This is a genomic window from Mycobacterium toneyamaense (assembly GCF_055384815.1).
Map to the genome: position 1 here is coordinate 551,408 of NZ_AP040333.1, position 26,833 is coordinate 578,240.

General features: G+C 68.6%; 30 protein-coding genes and 1 pseudogene. 15 read left to right on the top strand and 16 right to left on the bottom strand.

Annotated features, from left to right (window positions below):
• Positions 1–18: 18 nt before the first annotated feature.
• Complete coding sequence (locus ACZ5IQ_RS02530; RefSeq protein ID WP_212813484.1) at positions 19–1,659, top strand: FAD-binding dehydrogenase; 1,641 nt, start codon at positions 19–21, stop codon at positions 1,657–1,659.
• Positions 1,660–1,663: 4 nt separating this feature from the next.
• On the opposite strand, the gene ACZ5IQ_RS02535 is transcribed toward ACZ5IQ_RS02530, so the two are convergent.
• Positions 1,664–2,257 (bottom strand): phosphatase PAP2 family protein, encoded by a 594-nt coding sequence (locus tag ACZ5IQ_RS02535; protein ID WP_212813482.1) that lies wholly within the window; start codon positions 2,255–2,257, stop codon positions 1,664–1,666.
• A gap of 17 nt (positions 2,258–2,274) precedes the next feature.
• Complete coding sequence (locus tag ACZ5IQ_RS02540) at positions 2,275–2,925, bottom strand: MBL fold metallo-hydrolase (RefSeq protein WP_212813480.1); 651 nt, start codon at positions 2,923–2,925, stop codon at positions 2,275–2,277.
• A 111-nt stretch (positions 2,926–3,036) separates the two neighbouring features.
• On the opposite strand from ACZ5IQ_RS02540, the gene purS reads away from it, so the two are divergent.
• On the top strand, positions 3,037–3,276 hold the full coding sequence (purS, locus tag ACZ5IQ_RS02545) for a phosphoribosylformylglycinamidine synthase subunit PurS (RefSeq protein WP_020098778.1): 240 nt from the start codon (positions 3,037–3,039) through the stop codon (positions 3,274–3,276).
• On the top strand, positions 3,273–3,947 hold the full coding sequence (gene purQ / locus ACZ5IQ_RS02550; protein ID WP_064985390.1) for a phosphoribosylformylglycinamidine synthase subunit PurQ: 675 nt from the start codon (positions 3,273–3,275) through the stop codon (positions 3,945–3,947). Before purS ends, purQ begins: the two co-directional genes overlap by 4 nt.
• A gap of 227 nt (positions 3,948–4,174) precedes the next feature.
• Here purQ and ACZ5IQ_RS02555 read toward each other — a convergent pair whose 3' ends face one another.
• Entirely contained in the window at positions 4,175–4,972 is a 798-nt protein-coding gene (locus ACZ5IQ_RS02555; protein ID WP_464480747.1) for a family 1 encapsulin nanocompartment shell protein, read from the bottom strand.
• Positions 4,969–5,985, bottom strand: a complete 1,017-nt coding sequence (locus ACZ5IQ_RS02560) for a Dyp-type peroxidase (RefSeq protein WP_464480748.1) — start codon at positions 5,983–5,985, stop codon at positions 4,969–4,971. Before ACZ5IQ_RS02560 ends, ACZ5IQ_RS02555 begins: the two co-directional genes overlap by 4 nt.
• 51 nt (positions 5,986–6,036) lie before the next feature.
• Between ACZ5IQ_RS02560 and ACZ5IQ_RS02565 the strand changes: the two genes are divergently transcribed.
• Complete coding sequence (locus ACZ5IQ_RS02565) at positions 6,037–7,296, top strand: M18 family aminopeptidase (protein WP_318987081.1); 1,260 nt, start codon at positions 6,037–6,039, stop codon at positions 7,294–7,296.
• A 14-nt stretch (positions 7,297–7,310) separates the two neighbouring features.
• On the top strand, positions 7,311–7,664 hold the full coding sequence (locus ACZ5IQ_RS02570; protein ID WP_133428308.1) for a VOC family protein: 354 nt from the start codon (positions 7,311–7,313) through the stop codon (positions 7,662–7,664).
• Positions 7,665–7,668: 4 nt separating this feature from the next.
• Here ACZ5IQ_RS02570 and ACZ5IQ_RS02575 read toward each other — a convergent pair whose 3' ends face one another.
• A complete protein-coding gene (locus tag ACZ5IQ_RS02575; RefSeq protein WP_464480749.1) occupies positions 7,669–7,839 on the bottom strand; it encodes a hypothetical protein in 171 nt (56 codons plus the stop codon).
• 137 nt (positions 7,840–7,976) lie between these two features.
• Between ACZ5IQ_RS02575 and ACZ5IQ_RS02580 the strand changes: the two genes are divergently transcribed.
• The 3 genes from ACZ5IQ_RS02580 to ACZ5IQ_RS02590 are packed head-to-tail and all read left to right on the top strand — an operon-like array spanning position 7,977 to position 11,173.
• On the top strand, positions 7,977–8,399 hold the full coding sequence (locus tag ACZ5IQ_RS02580; protein ID WP_133428307.1) for a DoxX family protein: 423 nt from the start codon (positions 7,977–7,979) through the stop codon (positions 8,397–8,399).
• Positions 8,400–8,450: 51 nt separating this feature from the next.
• Complete coding sequence (gene purL / locus ACZ5IQ_RS02585) at positions 8,451–10,739, top strand: phosphoribosylformylglycinamidine synthase subunit PurL (protein WP_464480750.1); 2,289 nt, start codon at positions 8,451–8,453, stop codon at positions 10,737–10,739.
• 53 nt (positions 10,740–10,792) lie between these two features.
• Positions 10,793–11,173, top strand: coding sequence for a sterol carrier family protein (locus ACZ5IQ_RS02590; protein WP_406784444.1), 381 nt, complete (start codon positions 10,793–10,795; stop codon positions 11,171–11,173).
• A 3-nt stretch (positions 11,174–11,176) separates the two neighbouring features.
• Here the strand turns inward: ACZ5IQ_RS02590 and ACZ5IQ_RS02595 are convergent.
• Positions 11,177–12,529, bottom strand: a pseudogene (locus tag ACZ5IQ_RS02595) (DoxX family protein).
• A 208-nt stretch (positions 12,530–12,737) separates the two neighbouring features.
• On the opposite strand from ACZ5IQ_RS02595, the gene purF reads away from it, so the two are divergent.
• Both purF and purM read left to right on the top strand, forming a co-directional pair.
• Positions 12,738–14,270 carry an amidophosphoribosyltransferase gene (gene purF / locus ACZ5IQ_RS02600; RefSeq protein ID WP_464481409.1) on the top strand — a complete coding sequence of 511 codons (1,533 nt, stop codon included), beginning with the start codon at positions 12,738–12,740 and terminating at the stop codon, positions 14,268–14,270.
• Between the two features lie 63 nt (positions 14,271–14,333).
• The gene (gene purM, locus ACZ5IQ_RS02605) at positions 14,334–15,416 is read left to right on the top strand and encodes a phosphoribosylformylglycinamidine cyclo-ligase (RefSeq protein WP_406775817.1); all 1,083 of its coding nucleotides are present in this window, start codon (positions 14,334–14,336) and stop codon (positions 15,414–15,416) included.
• 60 nt (positions 15,417–15,476) lie between these two features.
• On the opposite strand, the gene ACZ5IQ_RS02610 is transcribed toward purM, so the two are convergent.
• Together ACZ5IQ_RS02610 and ygfZ are read right to left on the bottom strand one after the other, a co-directional pair.
• Positions 15,477–15,689, bottom strand: a complete 213-nt coding sequence (locus ACZ5IQ_RS02610) for a DUF3073 domain-containing protein (protein WP_060998895.1) — start codon at positions 15,687–15,689, stop codon at positions 15,477–15,479.
• A 169-nt stretch (positions 15,690–15,858) separates the two neighbouring features.
• Positions 15,859–16,923, bottom strand: coding sequence for a CAF17-like 4Fe-4S cluster assembly/insertion protein YgfZ (gene ygfZ, locus ACZ5IQ_RS02615; RefSeq protein ID WP_061010238.1), 1,065 nt, complete (start codon positions 16,921–16,923; stop codon positions 15,859–15,861).
• A 39-nt stretch (positions 16,924–16,962) separates the two neighbouring features.
• Between ygfZ and ACZ5IQ_RS02620 the strand changes: the two genes are divergently transcribed.
• On the top strand, positions 16,963–17,769 hold the full coding sequence (locus ACZ5IQ_RS02620) for an aminotransferase class IV (protein ID WP_464480751.1): 807 nt from the start codon (positions 16,963–16,965) through the stop codon (positions 17,767–17,769).
• Positions 17,770–18,008: 239 nt separating this feature from the next.
• Here ACZ5IQ_RS02620 and ACZ5IQ_RS02625 read toward each other — a convergent pair whose 3' ends face one another.
• The 8 genes from ACZ5IQ_RS02625 to lmeA all read right to left on the bottom strand — a co-directional run bounded on the left by ACZ5IQ_RS02625 (position 18,009) and on the right by lmeA (position 22,569).
• On the bottom strand, positions 18,009–18,383 hold the full coding sequence (locus tag ACZ5IQ_RS02625; protein ID WP_464480752.1) for a hypothetical protein: 375 nt from the start codon (positions 18,381–18,383) through the stop codon (positions 18,009–18,011).
• Between the two features lie 173 nt (positions 18,384–18,556).
• Positions 18,557–19,216 (bottom strand): heme-binding beta-barrel domain-containing protein, encoded by a 660-nt coding sequence (locus ACZ5IQ_RS02630; RefSeq protein WP_110783751.1) that lies wholly within the window; start codon positions 19,214–19,216, stop codon positions 18,557–18,559.
• Between the two features lie 278 nt (positions 19,217–19,494).
• Positions 19,495–19,797 carry a DUF1416 domain-containing protein gene (locus ACZ5IQ_RS02635; RefSeq protein WP_020098804.1) on the bottom strand — a complete coding sequence of 101 codons (303 nt, stop codon included), beginning with the start codon at positions 19,795–19,797 and terminating at the stop codon, positions 19,495–19,497.
• A 2-nt stretch (positions 19,798–19,799) separates the two neighbouring features.
• Positions 19,800–20,636 (bottom strand): sulfurtransferase, encoded by an 837-nt coding sequence (locus tag ACZ5IQ_RS02640; RefSeq protein ID WP_135355857.1) that lies wholly within the window; start codon positions 20,634–20,636, stop codon positions 19,800–19,802.
• Between the two features lie 38 nt (positions 20,637–20,674).
• Positions 20,675–21,145 carry a DUF4395 domain-containing protein gene (locus tag ACZ5IQ_RS02645; protein ID WP_138247851.1) on the bottom strand — a complete coding sequence of 157 codons (471 nt, stop codon included), beginning with the start codon at positions 21,143–21,145 and terminating at the stop codon, positions 20,675–20,677.
• A gap of 82 nt (positions 21,146–21,227) precedes the next feature.
• Complete coding sequence (locus ACZ5IQ_RS02650) at positions 21,228–21,320, bottom strand: Ms5788A family Cys-rich leader peptide (protein WP_366663813.1); 93 nt, start codon at positions 21,318–21,320, stop codon at positions 21,228–21,230.
• Between the two features lie 29 nt (positions 21,321–21,349).
• Entirely contained in the window at positions 21,350–21,775 is a 426-nt protein-coding gene (locus tag ACZ5IQ_RS02655; RefSeq protein WP_464480753.1) for a thioredoxin family protein, read from the bottom strand.
• A complete protein-coding gene (gene lmeA, locus ACZ5IQ_RS02660; RefSeq protein ID WP_406804149.1) occupies positions 21,772–22,569 on the bottom strand; it encodes a mannan chain length control protein LmeA in 798 nt (265 codons plus the stop codon). Before lmeA ends, ACZ5IQ_RS02655 begins: the two co-directional genes overlap by 4 nt.
• 208 nt (positions 22,570–22,777) lie before the next feature.
• On the opposite strand from lmeA, the gene ACZ5IQ_RS02665 reads away from it, so the two are divergent.
• From ACZ5IQ_RS02665 to pstC, 4 genes are all read left to right on the top strand, one after another.
• Complete coding sequence (locus ACZ5IQ_RS02665; RefSeq protein ID WP_064858769.1) at positions 22,778–23,554, top strand: winged helix-turn-helix transcriptional regulator; 777 nt, start codon at positions 22,778–22,780, stop codon at positions 23,552–23,554.
• A complete protein-coding gene (gene mshD, locus ACZ5IQ_RS02670) occupies positions 23,551–24,465 on the top strand; it encodes a mycothiol synthase (RefSeq protein ID WP_135355862.1) in 915 nt (304 codons plus the stop codon). The genes ACZ5IQ_RS02665 and mshD overlap by 4 nt, the downstream gene beginning before the upstream one ends.
• A 149-nt stretch (positions 24,466–24,614) precedes the next feature.
• Positions 24,615–25,727 (top strand): phosphate ABC transporter substrate-binding protein PstS, encoded by a 1,113-nt coding sequence (gene pstS, locus ACZ5IQ_RS02675; RefSeq protein WP_212813437.1) that lies wholly within the window; start codon positions 24,615–24,617, stop codon positions 25,725–25,727.
• A gap of 72 nt (positions 25,728–25,799) precedes the next feature.
• Positions 25,800–26,831 (top strand): phosphate ABC transporter permease subunit PstC, encoded by a 1,032-nt coding sequence (pstC, locus tag ACZ5IQ_RS02680; RefSeq protein ID WP_212813435.1) that lies wholly within the window; start codon positions 25,800–25,802, stop codon positions 26,829–26,831.
• The last annotated feature ends 2 nt before the right edge of the window (positions 26,832–26,833 follow it).

The following is a 26,833-nucleotide window of genomic DNA, read 5'->3' on the forward strand; positions in this document are numbered from 1 at the left end:
GGACGCTAGCGTGGCCCCATGGACGCTGACGTCATCGTGGTGGGGGCCGGGCTGGCCGGGCTGGTCGCTGCCGCCGAACTGCTCGAGCGGGGCCGGTCAGTTCTGATCGTCGACCAGGAGAACGAGGCCAACATCGGTGGCCAGGCGTTCTGGTCGTTCGGCGGACTGTTCTTCGTCGACAGCGCCGAACAGCGACGGGTCGGTATTCGCGACAGCTACGAGCGGGCGCTGGAAGATTGGCTGCGCACAGCAGGTTTCGACCGCGACGAGGACCACTGGCCCGAGCAGTGGGCGCGCGCCTACGTCGACTTCGCCGCGGGCGAGAAGCGCAGCTGGCTGCGCGAGCGGGGCCTGCAGACCTTCGCGTTGGTCGGCTGGGCCGAACGTGGCGGCTGGGACGGCAAGGGGCCGGGCAACTCGGTGCCGCGCTTCCACATCACCTGGGGTACCGGCCCGGCACTGGTCGACATCTTCGCGCGACGGGTCGTCGGGCACCCCAAAGTGCGCTTCGCACACCGGCATCGGGTCGACGAACTGATTGTCGATCAAGGCGCCGTCGCCGGCGTGCGCGGCGCGGTGCTGGAACCGTCGAACACTGCCCGTGGTGAGGCGTCATCGCGTAACACCGTGGGGGAGTTCGAGTTCCGCGCGCAGTCGGTGATCGTCGCAAGTGGTGGCATCGGCGGCAACCACGACCTGGTGCGCCAGAACTGGCCCAAGCGCATGGGCCGGGTGCCCGGCCAGCTGCTGTCCGGTGTGCCCGCGCACGTCGACGGCCGCATGCTCGGCATCAGCCAGGCCGCCGGCGCCAGCGTCATCAACAACGACCGGATGTGGCACTACACCGAGGGCATCACCAACTACGACCCGATCTGGCCGCTGCACGGCATCCGCATCCTGCCCGGGCCGTCGTCGCTGTGGCTGGACGCCACCGGCAAGCGGCTGCCCGACCCGCTGTACCCGGGCTACGACACCCTGGGCACGCTGGAATACATCTGCCAAACCGGTTACGACTACACGTGGTTCGTGCTCGACCAGAGCATCATCGCCAAGGAATTCGGGCTGTCCGGACAGGAGCAGAATCCCGACCTCACCGGCAAGAACCTGCGGGAAGTGCTGGGGCGTAGCCGGGGCGGTGGCCCGGCCCCGGTCCGCGCGTTCGTCGACAAGGGCGTGGACTTCGTGTCGGCGAACACATTGCGCGACTTGGTTTCTGCCATGAACAAGGTGCCCGACGTCGAACCGCTGGACTACGCGACCGTCGAGGCCGAGGTCAACGCCCGCGACAAGGAGATGACCAGCAAGCTCACCAGCGACGGCCAGACCGTGGCCTACCGGGCCGCACGCTCGTACCTGCCGGACCGGCTGGCGCGCATCGCCGGGCCGCACAAACTGACCGACCCCAAGGCCGGCCCGATGATCGCCGTCAAGCTGCACATCCTGACCCGAAAGTCCTTGGGCGGCTTGCACACCGACCTCGACTCGCGGGTGCTGACGCCGGAGGGCGCGGTGCTCGACGGACTGTACGCGGCCGGCGAGGCGGCCGGTTTCGGCGGCGGCGGTGTGCACGGCTACCGGGCGCTGGAAGGCACCTTCCTGGGTGGCTGCATCTTCTCCGGCCGCGCCGCCGGACGTGCCGCGGCCCGCGCCGTCGGCTGAGTACCTAGCCGCCGGCGGGTGACTGCACGCGGTCGGCGCCCCTGGCGCGCGGGGAACGATGCAGTACCTGCGGGCCGGCGGCCAGGACCGCCAGGCACACCATCGACGTGGCATAGAGCGCGCCGCCGATGATGTCGGTGAAGTAGTGGAAGTGGTTGCTGGCCATGCCGATAGACGGGATGGCGGCGCCGATCGTCGCGATCGTGACGCTCCACGCGTGCACCCCGATCCCGAGCACCAGCATGGCCGCGACGGTGATCGCCACGGTGGTGTGGCCGCTGGGATACGCCAGATTCTCGCCGTACCAGGGCCGGCCGAACAGCACCTTCAGCACCTTGGCGCCGATGATCGAGATGACCGGGCACAACGCGGCCACGGTGGCCAGCCGCCACTCGCGTCGCCACAGCGGGATGCCCACAGCCAGCAGATAGAGCGGTACCAGCACCTTGACGCGGTTGAGCAGCAGCATCCAGTACGGGTGGTCGCCGAGCAGTGCGCGCGACGTCTGCATGAACCAGTGATCCACGGCCGAGTCACCCGACCGGACGACGATGCCCAGCGCGATCATCGCGGTGAACCCGACAAGCGGCCACCACACCAAGAACCGTCGCGCGTTCAGAACCGCATCTCCTGCTCGGGCGTCAGCACCCGGAAGTCGGTGTCGGTCATCTCGTCGAGGCGGCCGTAGTAGATGCCCTTGGCCTGCTCGGCGACGACGCCCTGATGGATCGGCACCGCATGCTGCGGCGCGACGGCCCGCAGGAAGTCGACGGCCTCGGCGATCTTCATCCACGGAGCGGCGGCCGGTGCGGCCAGCACCTCGACCGGCTCGTCCGGCACGAACAGCGCGTCGCCCGGGTGCATCAGGCGGGCAGCGTGACCAGCATCACCGACCAGGTACGAGATGTTGTCGATGATCGGAATCTCCGGGTGGATCACCGCATGCTTGCCGCCTGCGCCGCGCACCGTCAGGTGACCGATCGACACCGTGTCGCCGACGTGCACGGCCTGCCACGCGCCACCCAGCTGCGCCGCGGTCATGGGGTCGGCATACAGCTTGGCCTGCGGATTCGCCTCGACCAGGGCCGGCAGCCGGGCCGGATCGGCGTGGTCGGGGTGCTGATGAGTGATCAGGATGGCGTCCAGTCCCGTGATGCCCTCGAACCCGTGCGAGAAGTTGCCCGGGTCGAACAGGACCGTCGCCTGCGCGTCACCGTCGGTGAATCGGGCCAACAGGCAGGAATGTCCGAAGTGCGTCAGCTCCATCAGTCCATTGTGCGGGCATCGCGGCGCACAAGGGCGCCGGTAGAGTACAGATGTCTTCCCGTCGCTACGCTCGCCTCGGCAGAGCAATCCGACCCGAACAAAGGAGCGCGCGTGGCCCGCGTCGTTGTGCACGTGATGCCCAAGGCCGAAATCCTGGACCCGCAAGGCCAGGCGATTGTGGGAGCGCTGGGGCGCCTCGGGATCACCGGAGTGTCCGACGTCCGCCAGGGCAAGCGCTTCGAGCTCGAGGTCGACGACACCGTGTCCGACGAGACGCTGGAGCACGTCGCCGAGACGCTGCTGGCCAACACCGTCATCGAGGACTTCTCGGTGCACCGGGAGAACGCATGACCACCAAGGTCGGTGTCATCACCTTCCCCGGCACGCTCGACGATGTCGACGCGGCGCGCGCCGTCCGGGCCGTCGGCGGCGAGGCCGTCAGCCTCTGGCACGCCGATCCGGACCTGAAGGGCGTCGACGCCGTCATCGTCCCCGGCGGTTTCTCGTACGGCGACTACCTGCGCTGCGGCGCCATCGCCAAGTTCGCGCCCGTCATGACCTCGGTCGTCGAAGCGGCCGGCAAGGGCATGCCCGTGCTGGGCATCTGCAACGGCTTCCAGGTGCTGTGCGAGGCCGGGCTGCTGCCGGGCGCGCTGACCCGCAACGAGGGTCTGCACTTCATCTGCCGCGACGTGTGGCTCGAGGTGACCGCGACGTCGACCGCGTGGAGCAGCCGCTATGAACCCGGCGCCGACATCCTGATCCCGCTCAAGTCGGGTGAGGGTCGGTACGTCGCGTCGGAGAGCGTGCTCGACGAGCTCGAAGGCGAAGGTCGCGTGGTCTTCCGCTACCGCGACAACATGAACGGCTCGATGCGCTCGATCGCCGGGATCAGCTCGGCCAACGGCCGCGTCGTCGGCCTGATGCCGCACCCCGAACACGCCACCGAGGCCCTCACCGGCCCGTCCGACGACGGACTCGGCATCTTCTTCTCGGCACTCGACGCGGTCCTGAGCGCCTGACGCCGTTCTGGCTTGCCCGCGAGGGTGCATACAGATCGCGAAAATCGCCCGCGAGACGCGCTAGGCGCACCCTCGTTGGCGTGGCCGACGCAGCTGCGCCCAGGGTTCAGGGTCAACTCGATTCGAGCATCCCGACCTGTTGACCCTGACCTGAGGGCGCACCTCACTCGAAGAAGTGCGCCCTGGGTACAGGATCAATGCGGTGGTGCGGGGGAGCAACCGATGCGTCAGCTGTCGAGCGCGACCGACGCCTCGGCGGTGTACACCAGGAACGTCAGCGTCTCCTGCAGGTACAGCTGAACCGTCTCGGCATCGTGGGACAGGTAGCCGATGGTCACGTCGGTGCCCAGCTGCAGGTCGAAATCGCCTCCGCGCGTGGACAATACGAACGCGCCGTCGATGGCGGGCGCCCAGATGATCTCACCGTCGACCAGGCGGTTGAGGTGCTCCAGCAGCGGGTAGCCGTGCTCGGTGGTCTCACTGACCTTGGTGTAGGCCTCCGCCGACAGCAGCACCGAGTACGGCCCGTCCACACCGGCCAGACGCAGCTCGGACAGCGCCTGCGAGATCACGTCCGGGTAGCCCCGCGGGTCGCTCGGCAGCGCCAGCGCCGGGTTGGAGCTGGCGGCGCGGATGCCCTCGATCTGCGCGGCCGGGTAGCCCTCGAAGATCGCCCGGTCCTCCGAGAACGCCAGCTTCTTGGCGGCTTCCTTCACCGGATCCCAGTCGGAGTCCTGCGCGCCGCGCTCGACGTCGTCGATCGCCGTGCGGGTCACCGTGAACGGCACCCGCAGCCGCACCAGCGGCCGGGCTTCCCGAAGGTGCGCCACCACACCGTCGGCCGGCGACGTGACATCGACGAGATGGCCGGTGCTGACCGCGGCCGTCTTCGGTCCACCCGGCTCGCTCACGTCGACGACGCGACGGCCGGCGATGTGCCGCTTGAACGTCCGGGCGGCCTCCTCTTCGATCTGGGCCCACGCGGCCGCGGTGATCGGAGCGAGATCGCGGTACAGGTTGTTCATTGCGGTTGACCTTTCAGACTGCCGATGGACAGGGTGCCAGTTGACGTGGGTTGGGCTTCGGGTTCGGCCGGTGCTGCGGCGGGCAGGGGCGGCGGCGCATCGAGGAAATCGACTGTGGGAGTGAAGAACAACACTCCGGTGACTGCCGTGGAGAAATCCAGGATGCGATCGGTGTTGCCCGGCGGATCGCCGATGAACATATTGCGCAGCATGCGTTCGGTGACGGCCGGGTCGGCCGAGTACGCGATGTAGTACGTGCCGAATTCCCCTGCGCCGACGCGGCCGAACGGCATGTTGGCCCGCACGATCTGCAGTTGATTGCCGTCGTCGTCTTCGATCACGTTGAGCGCAAGGTGCGAGTTGGGCGGCTTGACGTCGTCGGCCATCTCGATGTCCTCGAGCTTGCTGCGGCCGATCACCCGTTCCTGCTCGGTGACGCTGAGCGACTCCCACGACGCCATGTCGTGCAGGTACTTCTGCACGTGAACGTAACTGCCACCGGCGAATTCGGGATCGTCGTCACCGACCAGTGCCGCGACCACGGCGTCCGGACCATCCGGGTTCTCGGTGCCGTCGACGAAGCCCAGCAGATCGCGGTTCTCGAAGAACTTGAATCCGTGCACCTCGTCGATCACCGTCACGGCGCCGTCGAGTGACTTCAGAATCTGGCTGGCCAGCTCGAAACACACGTCCATGGCGTTGGCCCGGATGTGGAACAGCAGATCGCCCGGCGTCGACGGTGCGTGGTGACGCGCACCCTGCAATTCCGGGAACGGGTGCAGCCCGGCCGGCCGCGGTCCGCTGAACAAGCGATCCCAGGCGTCCGAGCTGATGCCGGTCACCAGGCTCAGACGGCTTGCGGGCGTGCGGAATCCGACTGCCCGAACAAGTCCCGACAACCCGGTGAGCGCATCGTGCACTTCGGGCTCGGCGCCCTCATCGATGGTGGCGATGAGGAAGATCGCGGCAGACGTCAAAGTCGTGAGTACGGGCTGAGGCCGTGCGGGACACACGAATCCGACCCTAGCGGCAACCGTCACGGATTTCCGGGTGATGATGGCCTCATGACCGGAGCTACTGCCGCGGGCCTCTGCGGGTTCATCGACGCGTCGCCCTCGCCATTCCATGTGTGCGAGACAGTGGCCGCGCGGCTGACCGCCGCCGGCTTCACCGAGCTCGCCGAGACCGACGCCTGGCCCGCCACCGAGGGCAACTACTTCACGGTGCGGGCCGGCTCCCTGGTGGCGTGGAAAGCGACCGACGCGGCCAACCCGTTCCGCATCGTCGGCGGCCACACCGACAGCCCCAACCTGCGGGTCAAGCAGTACCCCGACCGGTTCGTCAGCGGCTGGCAGGTGGTGGCGCTCCAGCCGTACGGTGGCGCCTGGCTCAACTCCTGGCTCGACCGGGATCTCGGTATCAGCGGCCGGCTCTCGGTGCGGCGCGGCAACACCGTCGAGGACGTCCTGGTCCGGATCGACGACCCGATCCTGCGGGTGCCGCAGCTGGCCATCCACCTGTCCGAGGACCGCAAGGGCGTCACCCTCGACCCGCAGCGGCACGTCAACGCGGTGTGGGGCGTGGGCACGGGTACCCGCGACTTCCTCGGTTACGTCGCCGCGCACGCGGGGGTCGACGGTGCCGATGTCCTGGCCGCCGACCTCATGACGCACGACCTCGCGCCGTCGCGCCTGATCGGCGTCGACAGCGATCTGATCAGCGCACCCCGGCTCGACAACCAGGGCACCTGCTACGCCGGGCTGGAGGCGTTCCTGGCCGCCGACGCCCACCGGCACGTGCCGGTACTGGCGCTGTTCGACCACGAAGAGGTCGGGTCGACGTCCGACCACGGCGCGCAGTCCGATCTCCTGCCGACGGTGCTCGAGCGCATCGTCCTGGCGGCCGGCGGCACCCGGGAAGACCTGCTGCGCCGGCTTTCCGGATCCATGGTGGCCTCGGGCGACATGGCGCACGCCACCCACCCGAACTACCCCGAGCGACACGAGCCGGGCCACCTCATCCAGGTCAACGCCGGCCCGGTGCTCAAGGTGCAGCCCAACCTGCGGTACGCCACCGACGGCCGGACCGCCGCGGCGTTCGCGCTCGCGTGCGCCCAGGCCGGCGTGCCGATGCAGCGCTATGAGCACCGCGCCGACCTGCCGTGCGGATCGACGATCGGCCCGATGACGGCCGCGCGCACCGGCATCCCGACCGTCGACGTCGGCGCCGCACAGCTGGCCATGCACTCGGCGCGCGAGGTGATGGGCGCGCTCGACGTGCCGGCCTACGCCGCCGCGCTGCAGGCGTTCCTGTCACCGGCCTGACCTACAGTCGGGCCATGGCACTCAAAGTGGAGATGGTCACATTCGACTGCACCGACGCGCAGGCGCTCGCCGACTGGTGGGCCGCACAATTCGGCGGCAAGGTGCACACCCTGATGCCGGGGGAGTTCTTCGTCGTCAACCTGGCCGAAGGCCCGAACCTGGGTTTCCAGCAGGTCGACGATCCGACACCCGGCAAGAACCGGCTGCACCTGGACTTCCACCTCGAAGGCGACATCGAGCCCGAACTCGAGCGCCTCAAGGCCGCGGGTGCGACGGAAACCGAACGCCATGCCTTCGGCGAGGTGGCCCGCTGGGTGGTGCTGGCCGATCCGGAGGGCAACGCGTTCTGTATCGCGGGCGCGGCCTGACGAGCTAGGGACTGGTCTCGTCGACCAGTTCCACGCTGGTGGAGACCAACGGCTCAGACGCGGCATGCCACGCCTTGGACGCGACGACGATGGCGCCGGCACAGATACACACCAGGGTCGCGATCACGGCCAGCACCGCGATCGCACCCCGGTTGAGTCCGATGTGAAGTCTCATCCGGCCACGCTAAGAGCGCGGGATGAGGCCCCGATGGGTCCTACTTATCAGCCCGCTATGAGTGCCGTCGCGATGAGTTCCCGCGCTCGCACGAGTCGACTTAGTGTTGAACCGTCGATCGAGAAACGGAGTCCGCCATGGCCGACGCCAAGAATGCATCGAAATCGCGGGCCGCGCTGGCCGGCCGCACCACACCGCAGAAGGCCGGACTCGCGCTGAGCGCCTTCCTCCTGCTGTTCCTGCTGGCCGATGCCGTCCCGAAGATTCTCGGGGTGGAGTTCGCGCGCACCGCGACCGAGGGTCTCGGCTTCCCGCCGTATCAGACGTACGTCATCGGCTGGGTCCTGCTGGCCTGTGTCATCGCCTGGGTGATCCCGCGCACGGCAGTGCTGGGCGCGGTCGGGCTGACGGCCTATCTCGGCGGCGCGGTGACCATCGACATGCACCACGAGGCGTGGTTCCCGGTCGTCTTCGCGGTGGCCTTCGGCCTGCTGATCTGGGGCGCGCTCATTCTGCGGCGTCCGACGCTGCTCAAGGTGCTGATCTCCGGCGACGAGTAGCCGGCGTTCGCCGTGGCGGGCGGGCCAGTTCGGCAACGGTAGACTCTCTGCGTGACGTCCTCGGTCGATACCGTCAATAACGCGACTACCACGCCCGATCAGCCGCAGCCGTATCGCGAGCTCGGTCTCAAGGATGACGAGTACCAGCGCATCCGCGAGATCCTCGGCCGTCGGCCCACCGATGCCGAGCTGGCGATGTACTCGGTGATGTGGAGCGAGCACTGCTCGTACAAGTCCTCCAAGGTGCATCTGCGCTACTTCGGCGAGACCACCACCGACGAGATGCGCGCCGGCATGCTGGCCGGTATCGGCGAGAACGCCGGCGTCGTCGACATCGGTGACGGCTGGGCCGTCACCTTCAAGGTCGAATCGCACAACCACCCGTCGTACGTCGAGCCGTACCAGGGCGCGGCCACCGGTGTCGGCGGCATCGTCCGCGACATCATGGCCATGGGCGCCCGCCCGGTCGCCGTCATGGACCAGCTGCGCTTCGGCGCGGCCGACGCGCCCGACACCCGCCGCGTGCTCGACGGCGTCGTCCGCGGCGTCGGTGGCTACGGCAACTCGCTGGGCCTGCCGAACATCGGCGGCGAGACCATCTTCGACCCGTCCTACGCCGGTAACCCGCTGGTGAACGCCCTCTGCGTCGGCGCGCTGCGTGTCGAGGACCTGCACCTGGCCTTCGCGTCCGGCACCGGCAACAAAATCATCCTGTTCGGCGCCCGCACGGGCCTCGACGGCATCGGCGGCGTCTCGGTCCTCGCGTCGGACACCTTCTCCGGCGACGAGTCCGGCGCCGGCCGCAAGAAGCTGCCGAGCGTCCAGGTGGGCGACCCCTTCACCGAAAAGGTGCTCATCGAGTGCTGCCTCGAGCTGTACGCCGCGCACCTCGTGGTCGGCATCCAGGACCTCGGCGGCGCCGGATTGTCCTGTGCCACATCGGAACTGGCCTCGGCCGGCGACGGCGGCATGCACATCGACCTCGACAAGGTGCCGCTGCGCGCTGCCAACATGACCCCGGCCGAGGTGCTCTCCAGTGAGTCGCAGGAGCGCATGTGCGCCGTCGTGACGCCGGAGAACGTCGACGCCTTCATGGCCGTCTGCCGCAAGTGGGACGTGCTTGCCACCGTCATCGGTGAGGTCACCGACGGCGACCGGCTGAAGATCAACTGGCACGGCGAGACCGTCGTCGACGTGCCGCCGCGCACCGTCGCCCACGAGGGCCCGGTGTACAACCGGCCCGTCCAGCGCCCCGACACCCAGGACGCGCTGATCGCCGACCCCTCCGCCACCCTGCCCCGGCCCAAGACCGGCGACGAGCTGCGCGCCACCCTGCTGCAGCTGCTCGGCAGCCCGCATCTGTGCAGCCGCGCCTTCATCACCGAGCAGTACGACCGCTACGTCCGCGGCAACACCGTCCTGGCCGAGCACGCCGACGGCGGCGTGCTGCGCATCGACGAGGCCACCGGCCGCGGCATCGCGGTGTCGACCGACGCGTCGGGTCGCTACACGCAGCTGGACCCGTACACCGGCGCGCAGCTGGCACTGGCCGAGGCCTTCCGCAACGTCGCCGTCACCGGCGCCACCCCGGTGGCCGTCACCAACTGCCTCAACTTCGGCTCGCCGGAGGACCCGGGCGTCATGTGGCAGTTCTCGCAGGCCGTCCGCGGCCTCGCGGACGGCTGTGCGGCCCTTGGCATTCCGGTCACCGGCGGCAACGTCAGCTTCTACAACCAGACCGGCTCGACCGCGATCCTGCCGACCCCGGTGGTCGGCGTGCTCGGCGTCATCGACGACGTGCACCGCCGCATCCCGACCGGCATCGGCCTGGAGCCCGGCGAGACGCTGATCCTGCTGGGCGACACCTACGACGAGTTCGACGGCTCGGTCTGGGCGCAGGTCACCGCCGACCACCTCGGTGGCGTGCCGCCGCGCGTGGACCTGGGGCGCGAGCAGCTGCTGTCCGAGGTGCTGACCGCAGGATCCCGCGACGGACTGATCTCGGCCGCGCACGACCTGTCCGAGGGCGGGCTCATCCAGGCTGTCGTCGAGGCCGCGCTGGCCGGCGAAACCGGTTGCCGGGTACTGCTTCCGGAAGGTGCGGACCCGTTTGTGCAGCTGTTCTCCGAGTCGTCCGGCCGGGTGCTGGTCGCGGTGCCGCGCACCGAGGAGAGCCGCTTCATGGCGATGTGCGAGGCCCGCGAACTGCCGGCCGTCCGTATCGGTGTGGTGGACCCGGGCAGCGACTCGGTCGAGGTGCAGGGTCAGTTCAGCGTCACGCTGGACGAACTGCGCACAACTTCCGAGAGCGTGCTGCCCGCCCTGTTCTCCCATGAGTGATTTGTGCACGAAAATCCGCGCCCACCGCGGAAAATCGTGCACAAATCCCTGAGATGGTGACGCGTAAGGCGCCCGACCCGGCGGCGACGCGGGCGGCGGTGCTGCTCGTCGCCGACTGGCTGCGCGACGAGCAGACCGGAACGCCGCCGCGCGCCGCGATCGCGGAGGCCGTGCGGCTGACGGCGCGCACGCTGGCGGCCGTCGCGCCCGGCGCCAGCGTCGAGGTGCGGGTGCCGCCTTTCGTTGCGGTGCAGTGCATTTCGGGCCTCAGTCATACCCGCGGCAATCCGCCCAACGTGGTGGAGACGGACCCGCGCACCTGGCTGCTACTGGCCACTGGGCTGTTGTCGCTCGACGACGCGACGGGCGTCGTCGAGCTGTCGGGGTCGCGGGCACCGGAGATCGGCCCGTGGCTGCCGCTGGTCGAGCTGTAGCGCTCACTTGAAGAACGGGTATTCCTGCACCCAGTGAAAGCCCCTGTTGCGCAACGTGAATTGATCGAGGTCGACCTGATCGAGGGCGATCTGTACCGGACGGCCCTGCAGCGTGCCGGTCAGTTGCAGCTGCCGGGCCGCCGGCCGCGAGACCTTCAGCTCGGCCAGTGCCGCGCCGCCGGGTCCGGTCGCGGTGATGGTGTCGGACTTGATGGTGGCGGGGGCGTCGACCAGTTCGCCGTTCATGCGCTGATACGTCAGGGCGCCGTCGGTCTCGAAAACCAGCCGTTGCCAACGGGTTTGATCGGTCGTCAGTGGCGGCAGCGGCTTGCCGTCAACGCTGAACTCCCGGACCGCCCAGATGCCGTACAGCTCGGGTTTGGCCTTGCCGCCGCCGTAGGCGTGCCAGGCCTGCCAGCTGGCGAGGATGCATCCGGCCAGTACCCAGAGCCCGAGCACGGCCTGCGCGGTGGCGGCTCTGCGATTGGCGCGCTCCGAGCTGAACAGCGGTGGTTGGGTCACCGGCTCCGACGGGCGTTGCAGGACGAACAGGTCCGTCAGCCGGCGCAGCTGCGGGGCGAGCAGTACCAGGCTCATCAGCAGCAGGTGGCCGGACAGGATCTTGACCGGCACGTCGAAGGTCATGTTCAACAGGAACACCTGGGCCATGCTGGCCAGCCCGAGCAGCGTCCCCAGCGTCGCGGTGCGGGGCAGGAACATCAGCAATCCGGCCAGCACCTCGACGGCGCCGAGCGTCATCTCGTACGGAGGCGAGCTGCCCACCTGCAGCCACAGCACCGAGGCCGGACTGAAGTCGCCGAAGGACCGCAGCAGCGCGGACGGCGGGGGTGACGGCATCTGGGTGGGCACCAGTTTGGCGAACCCGTAGAACAGCATCTGCCCGGCGACGCACAAGCGCACGAACGTCAGGAACCACGCCGACAGCCGCGCTTAGTCGGGCCGGTGCCGGTCCAGCACGGTCCACACCGCGGTCCCGACGGCTGCGACGACCGCCAGGCTGAACACCATCACCCACACCACGGTCTGATCGCCACTGCCCGAGTCCTGGTGCAGCACGGCGTCGACGCCGAAGACCTCGCGGCCGACCCACTTCAGCGGCGGGGCCAGCACGGTCATCTGCCACATCACGGCGAGCTTCGGCAGGAACTCGCCCACGATCCCGAAGAAGGCAAAAGTGATCTGCGCGAACAACACACAGAACAGGCCGAAGTACAGAAAGCAGAATCTGAATGCGATCTTCGTCACGCTCGACCATGGCCGGGTCGCGTCGGCGGTGACGGGGTCGAGGACGGGAGGATCAGGGCTCTCTGATAATTGACTGGCCACGAAACCCATATAAACAGCCGGACTGAAGTGGGCTGATGAGACGGTGTGCGGCCGGGCGGGAAGTCGTCCGCGGCGCGGGGGCCGAGTCCGAAACAGGCCCGACGCGTGCGCCTCCGGTGGGCGACGCGGCCGACAGACAGAAGATTCGATTCCGTTTCCCGCCCGGCTGGACCGTAGACTCATTCCTGTCACCAACCGCCTCCCCGGGAGCAGCCCTATCGTGACCGAACAGACCGAGAACGAGCCACGCGAGGAATGCGGCGTATTCGGGGTCTGGGCCCCTGGCGAGGACGTGGCGAAGCTCACGTACTACGGCCTTTATGCGCTGCAGCACAGAGGGCAGGAAGCGGCAGGCATCGCCGTCGCTGACGGATCGCAAATCCTGGTGTTCAAGGACCTCGGTCTGGTCAGTCAGGTGTTCGACGAGCAGACCCTGGCCGCCATGCACGGCCACGTCGCCGTCGGGCACTGCCGCTACTCCACCACCGGCTCCACGACGTGGGAGAACGCCCAGCCGGTGTTCCGCAACACGGCTGCCGGCACCGGCGTCGCGCTCGGCCACAACGGCAACCTGGTCAACACCGCCGAACTGGCGGCCCGGGCCCGCGAAGCCGGACTGATCAACGCGCGCGGCCATGTCGCCGCCACCACCGACTCGGACATCCTGGGCGCCCTGCTGGCGCACGGCGCGGCCGACTCGACACTGGAACAGTCGGCGCTGGAACTGCTGCCGCAGGTTCGGGGCGCGTTCTGCCTGACCTTCATGGACGAGAACACCCTGTACGCCGCGCGTGACCCGCACGGCGTCCGTCCGCTGTCCCTGGGCCGGCTGGACCGCGGCTGGGTCGTCGCCTCCGAGACCGCTGCGCTGGACATCGTCGGCGCCTCGTTCGTCCGCGACATCGAGCCCGGTGAGCTGCTGGCCATCGACGCCGACGGCGTGCGCTCCACCCGGTTCGCCAACCCCGAGCCCAAGAGCTGCGTCTTCGAGTACGTCTACCTCGCTCGGCCGGACAGCACCATCGCCGGCCGCTCGGTCCACGCCGCGCGCGTCGACATCGGCCGCCGGCTGGCCCAGGAGAAGCCCGTCGACGCCGACCTGGTCATCGGGGTGCCCGAATCGGGCGTGCCCGCGGCCGTCGGCTACGCGCAGGGCTCGGGTATCCCGTTCGGTCAGGGCCTCATGAAGAACGCCTACGTCGGGCGCACCTTCATCCAGCCGTCGCAGACCATCCGTCAGCTCGGTATCCGGCTCAAGCTCAACCCGCTGAAGGAAGTCATCCGCGGCAAGCGGCTGATCGTCGTCGACGACTCGATCGTCCGCGGCAACACCCAGCGCGCCCTGGTCCGCATGCTGCGTGAGGCCGGCGCCGTCGAGGTGCACGTGCGCATCGCGTCGCCGCCGGTGAAGTGGCCGTGCTTCTACGGCATCGACTTCGCCACCCCCGCCGAGCTGATCGCCAACGCCAAGAGCACCGAGGCGAGCGAGGACGAGATGCTCGAGGCGGTCCGGCACGCGATCGGCGCCGACTCCCTCGGCTACATCAGCCGGCAGGGCATGATCGCCGCCACCGAGCAGCCCGCCTCCCGGCTGTGCGCGGCCTGCTTCGACGGCAACTACCCGATCGAACTGCCAGGTGAAGCTGCCCTCGGCAAGAACGTCGTCGAGCACATGCTCGCGTCGGCGGCCCGCACCGGCCTGCCGCTGACGGCCGACAACGACAACGCCTCAGCCCTGCGCCGTCCCTGACCTGACGCCCGTCAACAGGCGCGACGTGCATCCGCGAGGGTGCGACCGGTAGCCTTGGGGCCGATGACTAGCCAGGATGAGCGAGCTGAATCGATTGGCGCCTCCTACGCTTCGGCGGGGGTTGACATCGAGGCAGGCGATCGCGCCGTCGAATTGTTCAAGCCCCACGCCAAGAAGGCCACCCGCCCCGAGGTACGCGGCGGCCTCGGAGGTTTTGCCGGGCTGTTCGGCCTGAAAGCCGGGTACCGCGAGCCACTGCTGGCTTCGTCGACCGATGGTGTGGGCACCAAACTCGCCGTGGCGCAGGCCATGGACAAGCACGACACCGTCGGCATCGACCTCGTCGCGATGGTCGTGGACGACCTCGTGGTGTGTGGCGCCGAGCCGCTGTTCCTGCAGGACTACATCGCCGTGGGCCGGACCGTGCCCGAGCGGGTGGCCGAGATCGTCTCGGGCATCGCCGACGGCTGTGTCCAGGCCGGCTGTGCGCTGCTGGGCGGTGAGACCGCCGAGCACCCGGGTCTGATGGAGCCCGACCACTACGACATCTCCGCGACCGGCGTCGGCGTCGTCGAGGCCGACGACCTGCTGGGCCCCGAGAACGTCCGCCCCGGCGATGTGATCATCGCCATGGCCGCCACCGGCCTACACTCCAACGGCTACTCGCTGGCCCGCAAGGTGCTGCTCGAGATCGACCGCATGAGCCTGTCCGGGCACGTCGAGGAGTTCGGCCGCACGCTCGGCGAAGAGCTGCTGGAGCCGACACGGATCTACGCCAAGGACTGCCTCGCGCTGGCCGCCGAGACCCAGGTACGCACCTTCTGCCACGTCACCGGCGGCGGACTGGCCGGAAACCTGGAACGCGTCATCCCGCACGGCCTGACCGCAGAGATGGACCGCGGTACCTGGACGCCGGCACCGGTGTTCCAGATGATCGCCCAGCGCGGCCGCGTGGAGCGTGCCGAAATGGAGAAGACGTTCAACATGGGTGTCGGCATGGTCGCCGTCGTCGCGCCGGAGGACACCGACCGCGCACTGGCGATTCTGACTGCCCGGCACCTGGACTGCTGGACTCTGGGCACCGTCAACAAGGGTGGCAAGAGCAGCGTTCGCGCCGAGCTGGTGGGCCAGCACCCGCGCTTCTGACCTTCGGGTCGCGCGCGGGGCTGGGCCTGCGGCCCTGGGACTCAGGGCCGCTCGTGGGGTCTAGTGACGCCAGTCGTCTTCGGGTACGGCCCAGCGACCGGCGGGCTCGTCGCCCGAGTCGTCGTCCAGGTCGTCATCGATGGCACTGGAGCTGTAACCAACGGAGTCGTTCGAGAGCTCTCGCTGCAACCGAGTGAAATCGGTCTGCGGTGAGCTGTACTTAAGGTCTCGAGCAACCTTGGTCTGCTTTGCCTTTGCCCGGCCGCGGCCCATAAGGGACCCCCTCGCGCAATAACGGAGCGGCCCGATGTGCAGGCGGCTCCGATCTGAGTGTGTTTATTGTCCTGCCGTTAGCTTACCGTGCCCGGCGGTCTCATGCTGGCAGGCCACCCTCACCGGGCGTCCGGGGAACGAATCAGGCGGAAGACGCCAGTTCCGTGGCCTAGCGGGCGCCGCCGCGGAGCCGGTCCACCGCTGCCCGGCCCGCGCCGGCGGACGTATCGGCCTCCGGCAGTGAGTCCGCGTCGATCGCCGCAGGTACCTGGGCGTCGCCGCCGGTGGTCAGTTCGGTGTCCGCGGGCACGCCGCGCTTGAGCAGTGCCAGCGCGATCGGGCCCAGGTCGACATGCTCGGCGACGGTCCCCACCCGGCCGATCGCCCGGCCACCGGCGAGCACCGGATCACCCGTCGCGGGACGGTCGTCGCCGCCGTCGAGATGCAGCAGCACCAGCATGCGGGGCGGCTTGCCCAGATTGTGGACGCGCGCGACGGTCTCCTGGCCGCGGTAGCAGCCCTTGTCCAGATGCACGGCGCCGACGCCCGGGCCGCCGATCCAGCCGACCTCATGCGGGATGGTGCGCTCATCGGTGTCCACGCCCAGCCGCGGCCGCAGCGCCGCGACCCGAAGCGCCTCGTAGGCCCACAGCCCGGCGGGCCGGACGCCCGCGTCGAGCAGCCGCTGCCGCCACGCCGCAGCGTCGGCCCGCGGCACCACCAGCTCGATCTCCTGCGGGCTGACGCGGCGCACGAAACCACCACCGGGCAGCGGGGCCGCGGTCCATTCGGTGTCCGGCGTCGGCAGGTCGAGGGCGTTGACGGCGGGCCCGAGCAGCGACAGCACCGCGAGATCGGCCGGGTTCACCTCGACCTTGGACCAGAACACCATCTTGCGCAGGAAGTCGGCGAGCGGCTGCCCGCGCCACGACTCGGTGTCCAGCGTGGTGACGCCGCCGAGTTCGGTCTGCAGCCAGTGGTCCTCGACGCGGCCCTGACCGTCCAGGCTCAGGTTCTGCACGACGGACCCCTCCGGCAAAGAGCTGACGTGCTGGCTCGAGATGGTGTGCAGCCAGCTCTGGCGGTCGTCGCCGGTGAGCTCGATGGTCGCACGGTGGCCGCGGTCCACCACGATGGCCTCGGTGGCGGCGGCACGCTGCTCCCCGAGCGGGTCGCCGTAGTGCCAGACGGCGCCGGCGTCGGGTCCGGATTCGGGGGCGGGAACTGCGCTCATGCTTCGAGCGTAGTTGGCCTCCCGACTAGCCTTCAGGCCGTGACCACCCCGCCGCCCATCGTCGTCGCGGTCGACGGCTGCCGGGCCGTGATTCGTGCCGACGACCCGGTGTTCTGTCGCGGTGACGGGGTCTTCGAGACGGCGCTGGTGCGTGACGGCGTCGTCCGCCTGCTCGACGAGCACCTGACGCGGCTCGCGGGATCGGCGACGCTGGCGGGCCTGCCGTGTCCCGACACCGTCAGCTGGCTGGCGGCGGTGGCTGCCGCGATCGGCCAGTGGCCCGGCGGGGAGGCCGTGCTGCGGCTGGTGCTCGGCCGCGGCGTCGAGGGTGTGGTGGCCTTCGTGATGCTGTCGGTGGTGCCGGCTCGCGTCGCTGCAGCCCGTCAGGACGGCGTCGCGGCGGTGACGCTGGTGCGTCCGCATTGGCCGCTCGCCGCCGCGAAATCGCTGTCCTATGCCGCGAACGTGGCCGCGCTGCGCCATGCCGAACAGGCCGGCGCCGGCGACGCCGTCTTCGTCGACGCGGCGGGCGCGGTGCTCGAAGGGCCGCGATCGGCCGTCGTTCTGGCGGTTCGTGGCACAGCCGGGGAACCGGTTCTGGTGACACCTGATGCGTCGCCGATCCTGCCGTCGACCACGCAGCGCGCGCTGTTCGCGACAGCCGCGGCGCGGGGGATCGAGTGCGTGTACCGGCGCGTCACGGTGCCGGATTTAGTTGCCGCACAAGGTGTTTGGCTGCTGTCCGCGATCACGCTGGCGGCGCGGGTACATACCCTGGACGGGCGGACGCTGGCGGACTCGCCCTTCGAGGCCTTGATCAGCGGGTTTATCGACGCGCAGATCTGAGCCCGAGAAAAATCGGTTGTCGGGTCTTCGACCTGGGAGTACGGTCGCACGTACACAGGGAAGGAGGTGGTCCGACAAATTGATTGATTCTTTGAGGACATGTGAGGTGGCTGCCCGCTAGTAGCGCCGGGTAATTCCCGAGCGCACTTGCGAATTCCCGCAGCCACCCGGCCCCCGAGCCTCCCGGTCTTGTCCAACCAGGAACCTTGGCTCGGGGGCCGCCTCATGTCCGGGGTAGGTCAGCCGGCCGGCGCAGGCGTCGGCGCGAGCGAGTTGCACGCCTGCGTCGCGGACTTCCAGGTGTTCTCGTCGACCCCGGGAGGAGCCGGCGGAGTGCCAGGCTCGCCGCTGGGCGGCGGACCCTGACGGCCCTCGTGCTTGCCCGGAGCGCCGGGTGGCGGACCCTGCGGCGGCGCGGGAACGCCGTGCTCGGTCAGGCACTGCGCGAAGGCGTCACCGCTGGGCGGCGTGCCCGGAGCTTCCGAGCCGGACGCCGGTGCCGCGCTGCTGGACGAGGCTGCCGACGACGCCGTGCTCGAGCTGCTCGGCGTCGAGTCGCTGCTCGACGAACACCCGACCACGCCGCCGACCAGCGCGGCCGCGGTTGCGCTCAAGACGGCGAGACGAATAGCGGAAGGAACCACGTTTCCCCCAAATCTGGGTTGCGAATTGCTGACCAGGCAGACGCTAGAGAGCGCCGATGGGGGAGTGATATCGAGAATTTAGGCGCCACCTGTGAAGTGGCTGCGCCGAGATCGACGAGATCAGCGGGCGGGCTGAAGGACCGTCAGCCGACGAAACGTGACAGGCGCGCGGAGAGGTGCGGGGTCAGGCCGCCGTCGGCGTCCACGCGCTCCTCGACGTAGGCAAGATCGCCGTTCTCGATGATCCCGTAGAGCCGCTTCGCGCCGCCGACAAGCATGCCGGACTTGCTGCGGGCCAGGGCGTCGGTCGCCAGTTCCCAGGACGCCTGGTTCAGCGGGGTGCCGTAGAACAGCTCGACGTAGCCGGCCGAATGCGCCAGCAGCAGCTCGATGGCCTGGGACTCGTCCTGCCCGTGGGGATCGGTCGGGTCGTTCACGAACCGCCAGTAGCCGGTCTCGCGCAGGCCCGGACCGGCGTATTCGCCGTTCTCGTCGAGCCGCCAGGAGCGGGCATCCCAGTTGAGGTAGTCGCCGCCGTTGTGCGACACGATGATCTGCTGACCGAACCGGTAGTCGCCGGCGGAATCGCGGCCTTCGCCTTCGCCGCGCCAGACGCCGACGAGCGGCAGCAGGGCCAGCAGGGCGTCGTTGAAGTCCGCGCCTTCGCGCAGGTTGGCGGTGTCCGCGGGCAGCGGCAGATCGTCGAACCCGGGTACGTTGCGCGCGGCCGTGGCCTTGGCACGATCGGCAGCCGCGGCGATGGCACGGTCGCCGGAACCGGCCAGCGCGCCGAGTTCACCCAGGCCGTCCGAGGCTGAATCGCTCCTCGCGTCCGCGGGGTCCTGGTCGGACGTCACGACTCGTCGGTGATCAGGCGGTACAGCGCGTAGAGCGCGAACCAGGTGATGGCCAGCGAGGCCGCGACCAGCAGGATCTCGAAGAAAAGCACCACGGACAGATAGGTTACTCGCGATGCCGGTGTGACGTGCGCCGCACCGGCCGGGAAATGCGACGAGCGGCCGCATCGGCACACCAGGGCATGAAGTCCGGGTACCGATACGGCCGCTCGCGGCCAAAGAAACTAGGCGACCTTGACGTCGACCTCGTGGATACCGGCCCCGGTCGGCGCCACCACGGCGTCGCCGTTGCCGACCTTGGACAGCGCACGCAGCGTCCAGGTGCCGGGCGCGGCGAAGAAGCGGAAGTCACCGGTGGCCGACGCGACGACCTCGGCGGTGAACTCGTCTGTGCTGTCCAGCAGCCGCACGAACGCGCCACCGACCGGCTGGCCGGAACCGTCGACGACGCGGCCGGTGATAACGGTTTCCTTCTCCAGGTCAACGCTGGCCGGCAGCGTCAGGCCTTGCTTGGGTGCAGAGCACATAATCAGTTTCCCAACTCGATCGGGGCACCCACCAGGGAGCCGTATTCGGTCCAACTGCCGTCGTAGTTCTTTACATTCCGGTGGCCCAGCAATTCCTGCAGCACAAACCAGGTGTGCGACGAACGCTCACCGATGCGGCAGTAGGCGATGGTCTCCTTCTCGCCGTCGAGGCCGGCGTCGGCGTAGATCTTGGCCAGCTCCTCGTCGGACTTGAAGGTGCCGTCGTCGTTGGCGGCCCGGCTCCACGGCACGTTGATGGCGCTCGGCACGTGGCCGGGGCGCTGGCTCTGCTCCTGCGGCAGGTGCGCCGGAGCCAGAATCTTGCCGGAGAACTCGTCGGGCGAACGCACGTCGACCAGGTTCTTGGTGTTGATCGCGGCGATCACCTCGTCGCGGAACGCGCGGATGCTGTTGTCGATCGGCTTGGCCTCGTACGAGGTCGCCGGGCGGACGGTGGCGTCCTTGACCAGCGGGCGGTCGTCGAGTTCCCAGCGCTTGCGGCCACCGTCGAGCAGCTTGACGTCGCCATGGCCGTACAGCTTGAAGTACCAGTAGGCGTAGGCCGCGAACCAGTTGTTGTTGCCGCCGTACAGAACGACGGTGTCGTCGTTGCTGATGCCCTTGTCGGACAACAGCTTCGAGAACTGCTGCTGGTCGACGAAGTCACGCTTGACCGAGTCCTGCAGATCATCGCGCCAGTCCAGCTTGACGGCGCCGGGGATGTGCCCCTCGTCGTCGTAGGCGCTGGTGTTCTCGTCGACCTCGACGAACACCACGCCGGCGGTGTCGAGGTTGTTCTCGGCCCATTCGGTCGAGACCAGGACGTCGGAACGTGCCATGTACGAATTCCTTTCGGTTGCTTATCAGCTCTAGCGGGTCAGGAGGTGGCGGGGATGCCGGTGCGGCGCAGGCGCGCCACCAGGGGGTAGATCTGGCAGCCGAGGCAGATGCCGAAGGCAGCGTTGAGGAAAGCGGCGATCAACGCGAACGCGGTGGCACCCAGGCCCAGCGCGGGGATACCCGCTGCGAAGCCGGCGAATCCGGCGATCGCGAACAGCAGCCCGACGAGTTGGGCGAACTTCAGCGGCGCGACCGGTTCCTTCTCGGTCACCGGCGCCAGCCGCGGCGCGATGAAGGTGGCGAAGATGCGGCCGTACGGGTGCTTGCGCGGTCCGCCGATGGCGCCGATCGCGAACACCACGGCCTGCACGCCGAGAATCACGGCCGCGGCGATCGGGCTCGCGGCCGAGACCAGCAGCGCAGCGATCAGCACGCCGGTGGTGACCCAGGCTGCGAAGCGGGGTCCACGCACGTCGACCTGGGGGGTTTCGATGGAATTGTCTGACATGGGAAAGCTCCTGTTGTTGGGAAGACGTGGACCTGCCACGGAAAGCTGCTCGGAGCGCAACACGAAACGACGGCGCGGCTACTCAGCAGCTACAACAACAACAGCAACAACCCGCGACGCGGCACAGATCTACTGCGCGACGTTTGGTGAGCAGGAGCTCGCGGGGGGATAACACGGCAGACAGCTTACCCAACAACGGCGTGCTCAGGCCAACAGCGGTAGCAGGGCCTCGCGCAGATCAGCGGATTTCGGGACGCCCGCGGTGCGGTACCGCTGCTGCCCCGAGGCGTCGAAGATGAACGTCGTCGGCAGCGACAGTACCGACAGGCGGCGGGCCGCAACGGGATTGGCGTCCAGGTCCAGCTCGACGTGCGCGACCCCGAGGTCGTCACACACCTGGTCGACGACGCGGCGGACGGCCGCGCAGGGTCCGCACCACGTTGCGCTGAAATGCACGACGGTCGGGCCGGTGGTGGACAGGCCGAGATCGGAGTTGTCGGTTTCGGCGGACGGTTCGGCCGGCGTCACTTCCTTCATCAGGCCCGCGCGCACGGTCAGCAGCCGGCCGATGATGTAGGCGATCCCGAGGGCGGCCACCAGGACCGTCAGCACCACGACTGTGGAGTTCATGACTGTCTGAACCCATCGAGGGGCACGGTTACTCCCGTGGCGATGCCTTCGATGATGACGTCGGAGCCGCGCGCGCCCTCACTGGTCGGGGTCAGCCCGAACGGCAGTTTCATCCCCGGCATCGTGGTGGAGAAGGCCCGCAGCACCGCGGCCTTCTTGTCGTCGGGCACCTTTTCTTCGGCAGTGCCCGGGCCGGTGAGCACGTCGGTCGCGGTGAACACCAGGTTCGTGTGGTCGGCGCCGGTGATGGAGAGGTCCACCGAGACGCTGACGCGCTTATTCAGACCGGCAGCGGTCGGGGTCCCGGTGAACACGAGGCCGTGGCTTTCGGAGATGCCGGACTCGGTGGTGCCGCCGGTGGCGTCGTTCGAATCGTTGGTCGGCGCTTCCACCAGCAGGTCCTTGATGCCCATGAAACGGCCGACGTGAGTCGAGTCCACGATGATGCGGCTTTCCAGCTTCGTCGAGGTCAACTTGGCGTCGGGCCCGATCAACCAGGACTTGGGTGTCGCGACCATGTCGTACAGCGTCGCCTCGATGGACGCCTTGCCCACGACGGGGTGCGCGACGGCGGCGGCTTTGACCTCGACCTGCTGGTAGCGGCCCCGCGCCGCCTGGGTTCCGAACGGGAAACCGAGGATCGACACCCACGGATCGAAGTGCAGGTGGGCGGCGGTCCGGACACTGCGCGCCATGCGGTATTCGGCGAAGATCGCGAAGCCGAAATCGGTGCCGACGACCGCGAGGATCAGCACGACCACTGGGATCAGCAGCCGGGTCAGCACCTTACGCATCCGGACATTCTGGCGTACGCCCAGGCACGCAGCGTCGCGACCGGCCGTTCCAAGCCGCTAAATCGCAGGTGGCAAGCTATCGTTAGATGATCTTGGCCGGTAACGGCCATGTGTCAGCCATGATTCTCCGGAGTTGAATCGGATTGAACTGCGACAGCGTCGTCGCGGGGGAACGTCCGGTGCGGCCCCGGACGTACTGGAGGACCCGTTGGATCTTCTGCTACTGACCGTCGACCCGCACCCGGAGTCTGTACTCCCGGCGCTGGCGCTGCTGCCGCACAGCGTGCGGCCGGCACCCACCGAGGTGTCGTCGTTGCTGGAAGCCGGCAACGCCGATGTGGCGATCGTCGACGCGCGCACTGATCTCGCGGCCGCCCGCGGACTCTGTCGTCTGCTGGGCAGCACCGGTGCCTCCGTCCCCGTGGTGGCCGTGGTCAACGAAGGCGGCCTGGTCGCCGTCAACGTCGAATGGGGCATCGACGAAATCCTGCTGCCCGGCACCGGGCCCGCCGAGATCGACGCGCGGCTGCGGCTGCTGGTGGGACGCCGTAACGGCGTCGCCGACCAACAGAGCGCCGGCAAGATCACGCTCGGCGAGCTCGTCATCGACGAGGGCACCTACACCGCCCGGCTGCGTGGCAAGCCTCTTGACCTGACCTACAAGGAATTCGAGCTGCTGAAGTACCTGGCGCAGCACGCCGGCCGGGTGTTCACCCGCGCCCAGCTGCTCCAGGAGGTGTGGGGCTACGACTTCTTCGGTGGCACCCGCACCGTCGACGTGCACGTCCGGCGCTTGCGCGCCAAGCTCGGCCCGGACTACGAATCGTTGATCGGCACCGTCCGCAACGTCGGTTACAAGGCCGTTCGGCCCGCGCGCGGCCGCACCAACGGTGCCGCCGAGTCGGTCGATGACGTCGACGACGAGGACGACGGCGACTCCGGTGACGTCGAGAACGGCGCTCGGCAGACCCAGCCCGCGCAGTGACGGAACTGACCTGGCACACCGCATTGAGTGCTGCCGACCAGACGGCCATCCGTGAACTCGTCGCGGCGGCGACTGCCGCGGACGGGGTTGCCCCTGTCGGCGACCAGGTGCTGCGCGAACTCCCGCTGGAGCGCACCCGCCATCTGCTGGCGCACGACTCGGGTGCGTTGATCGGCTATCTGAACCTCGCACCGGACATGGCGGAGGCCGTCGTCGCCGTCGAGGCACGACGCCGGGGCATCGGCAGCGACCTGATCCGTGCCGGCCTCGCCGCCGGTGGCGCGGCGACCCGTATCTGGGCGCACGGCAACCTCGATGCCGCGCGTGCCACCGCTGTGGCACTCGGCCTGACCGCGGTGCGCGAACTCTGGCAGATGCGTCGCTCGCTGTCCGACTTGCCTCCTTTGCTGGGTGAACCCGGTGTCCGGCTGACCACGTATCCGGGGCCCGAGGTCGACGCCGAACTGCTGCGCGTCAACAACGCGGCGTTCCACTGGCACCCCGAACAGGGCGGCTGGACGCAGGCCGAGGTGGACGAGCGCCGGGCTGAATCGTGGTTCGATCCGGCGGGGCTGTTCCTGGCATATGACGCCGACGATGCGGCCGGGGAACGGTTGCTCGGCTTCCACTGGACGAAAGTTCATCGGACTCCGGACACCGAGTCTTCTGACGCCTCCGGCGTCGGCGAGGTGTACGTCGTCGGTGTGGGGCCGGACGCGCAGGGCCGCGGTCTCGGAGCGTTGCTGACGCTGGCCGGTCTGCACCACCTGGCGGACCGGCTGGGTGCGGGCGGGACCGTACTGCTGTATGTCGAGGCAGACAATGCCGCGGCGGTGAAGACCTACCGACGTCTCGGGTTCGAGCTGTACAGCGCCGATGTCGCCTACGCGGCAGCCCCGACCGTTAGCTGAAACGACGAGTTGCCTGAAAAGTCGCTGATCGAGTTCACCCGGTGTTCATTCGGCATCAGTGATTCGTCCATTACGGCCGCATACGTTGCGCGGGAGTCGGAAGCCGACCCTTGAAAGCCGACCATCGGCCGACACCGAAAGTAGGACCCGTGAAGTTCACCAGCATCGGTAAAGCATTCGTCGTCACCGCAGCGGCCGCATCGCTTGCCGTCGGCATGACCGCGTGTGGCAACGACAACACCTCCGGCACTTCGTCGTCGTCGGCGTCCGGTTCGTCTGCCGAGTGTGGCGGCAAGAACGCGCTGACCGCCGAGGGCTCGACCGCGCAGCAGAACGCGATCGCCGAGTTCAACAAGGCCTGGGGCCAGGTGTGCGCCGGCAAGAACCTGTCCTACAACGGCACCGGCTCGGGTGCCGGCCGCCAGCAGTTCATCGCCAAGCAGGTCGACTTCGCCGGTTCCGACTCGGCGCTGGCCAAGGAGCAGATCGAGAAGGCCGCCGAGCGCTGCGGTGGCAACCCGGCGTGGAACCTGCCGCTGGTCTTCGGCCCCGTCGCTCTGGCCTACCACCTCGAAGGCGTGAGCAAGCTCGTCGTCAACGCCGACGTGCTGGCCAAGATCTTCCAGGGTGAGATCAAGAAGTGGAACGACCCGGCCATCGCCGCGCTGAACGCCGGCACCACCCTGCCGGACACCGACATCAAGCCGGTCTACCGCTCGGACTCGTCGGGCACCACCGACAACTTCCAGAAGTACCTGGCCGCCGCGGCTCCCGAGAGCTGGAAGAAGGGCGCCGGTAGCGAGTTCCAGGGCGGCGCCGGTGAAGGCGCGCAGAAGTCGGCCGGCGTCGTGCAGGCCGTCCAGGCCACCCCGGGCGCCATCGGTTACGTCGAGAAGAGCCCGGCCGCAGCCGCCGGGCTGCCGTTCGCGCAGATCGACAACGGTTCGGGCGCAGTCGAACTGACCGACGACAACGCCAAGAAGGCCATCGCCGCCGCCAAGTTCGCCAAGGACGGCAACGACCTGGCTCTCGACCTGAAGTCGCTGTACTCGACCAAGGAAGCCGGCGCCTACCCGCTGGTGCTGGCCACCTACGAGATCGTCTGCTCGAAGGGCTACGACGCCGACACCGCCGCCGCGGTGAAGTCGTTCCTGAAGGTCGCCGCCAACCAGGGCCAGGCCAACCTGTCGAAGGCGGGCTACATCCCGCTGCCCGACGCCTTCAAGGCGCGTCTGCTGCAGTCGGTCGACGCAATCGCTTAAGCAGTGCTGGCGCTCCGGTTCCATCGCAGTAAGGATGGAACCGGAGCCCACGACCGTTAGGTTCCTGACAGGATGACAGTGACAACACCGAATCCAGCCGACGCGGGGTCGGGGGAGGCAATTGCCGCACACTTCCCCGAGCCGACGCCGGTGTCTCTCGACCCGTCGAAGGGCTCGAAAGTTCGCCTGGGCGACCGGATTTTCCGCCTACTCGCCGAGGGTTCCGGCGTACTGATCGTCGCGCTCATCGCGGCCATCGGTGTGTTCCTGCTGTGGCGCGCCATCCCGGCGCTGGCCCGCAACAAGGAGAACTTCTTCACCTTCGGCGGCAACTGGGTCACCACCGACACCTCCGCGATGCACTTCGGCATCCTCGATCTGCTGCAGGTCACCGTCTTCGTGTCGGTGTTCGCGCTGCTGATCGCGATGCCGGTCGCACTGGGTATCGCGATCTTCGTCACGCAGTACGCGCCGCGCCGGCTGTCCGGCCCGCTGTCGTACATGGTGGACCTGCTGGCCGCGGTGCCGTCGATCGTCTACGGCGTCTGGGGTCTGTACGTGCTGGCCCCGGTGCTCAAGCCGTTTGCGTTGTGGCTCAACAAGGATCTGGGCTGGCTGTTCCTGTTCAAGACCGGTAATGCCTCGGTCGCCGGCGGTGGCACGGTCTTCACCGCGGGCATCGTGCTCGCGGTGATGATCCTGCCGATCATCACCGCGGTGAGCCGTGAGGTCTTCGTGCAGACGCCGCGCGGTCAGATCGAGGCCGCACTGGCGCTGGGTGCCACCCGCTGGGAAGTCGTGCGCACCACCGTCCTGCCGTTCGGGCTGTCGGGCTACATCAGCGGCGCCATGCTCGGCCTCGGCCGCGCTCTCGGTGAGACCATCGCGCTGCTGATCATCCTGCGCGGCACGCAAACCCAGTTCAGCTGGACCCTGTTCGACGGCGGCTATACGTTCGCGAGCAAGATCGCCGCGACCGCAAGCGAATTCAACGACCAGTACAAGGCGGGCGCCTACATCGCCGCCGGCCTGGTGCTGTTCATCCTCACCTTCGTGGTGAACTCCGCGGCACGCGCCGTCGTGGCCGGAAGGGGCGCGAAATGAAC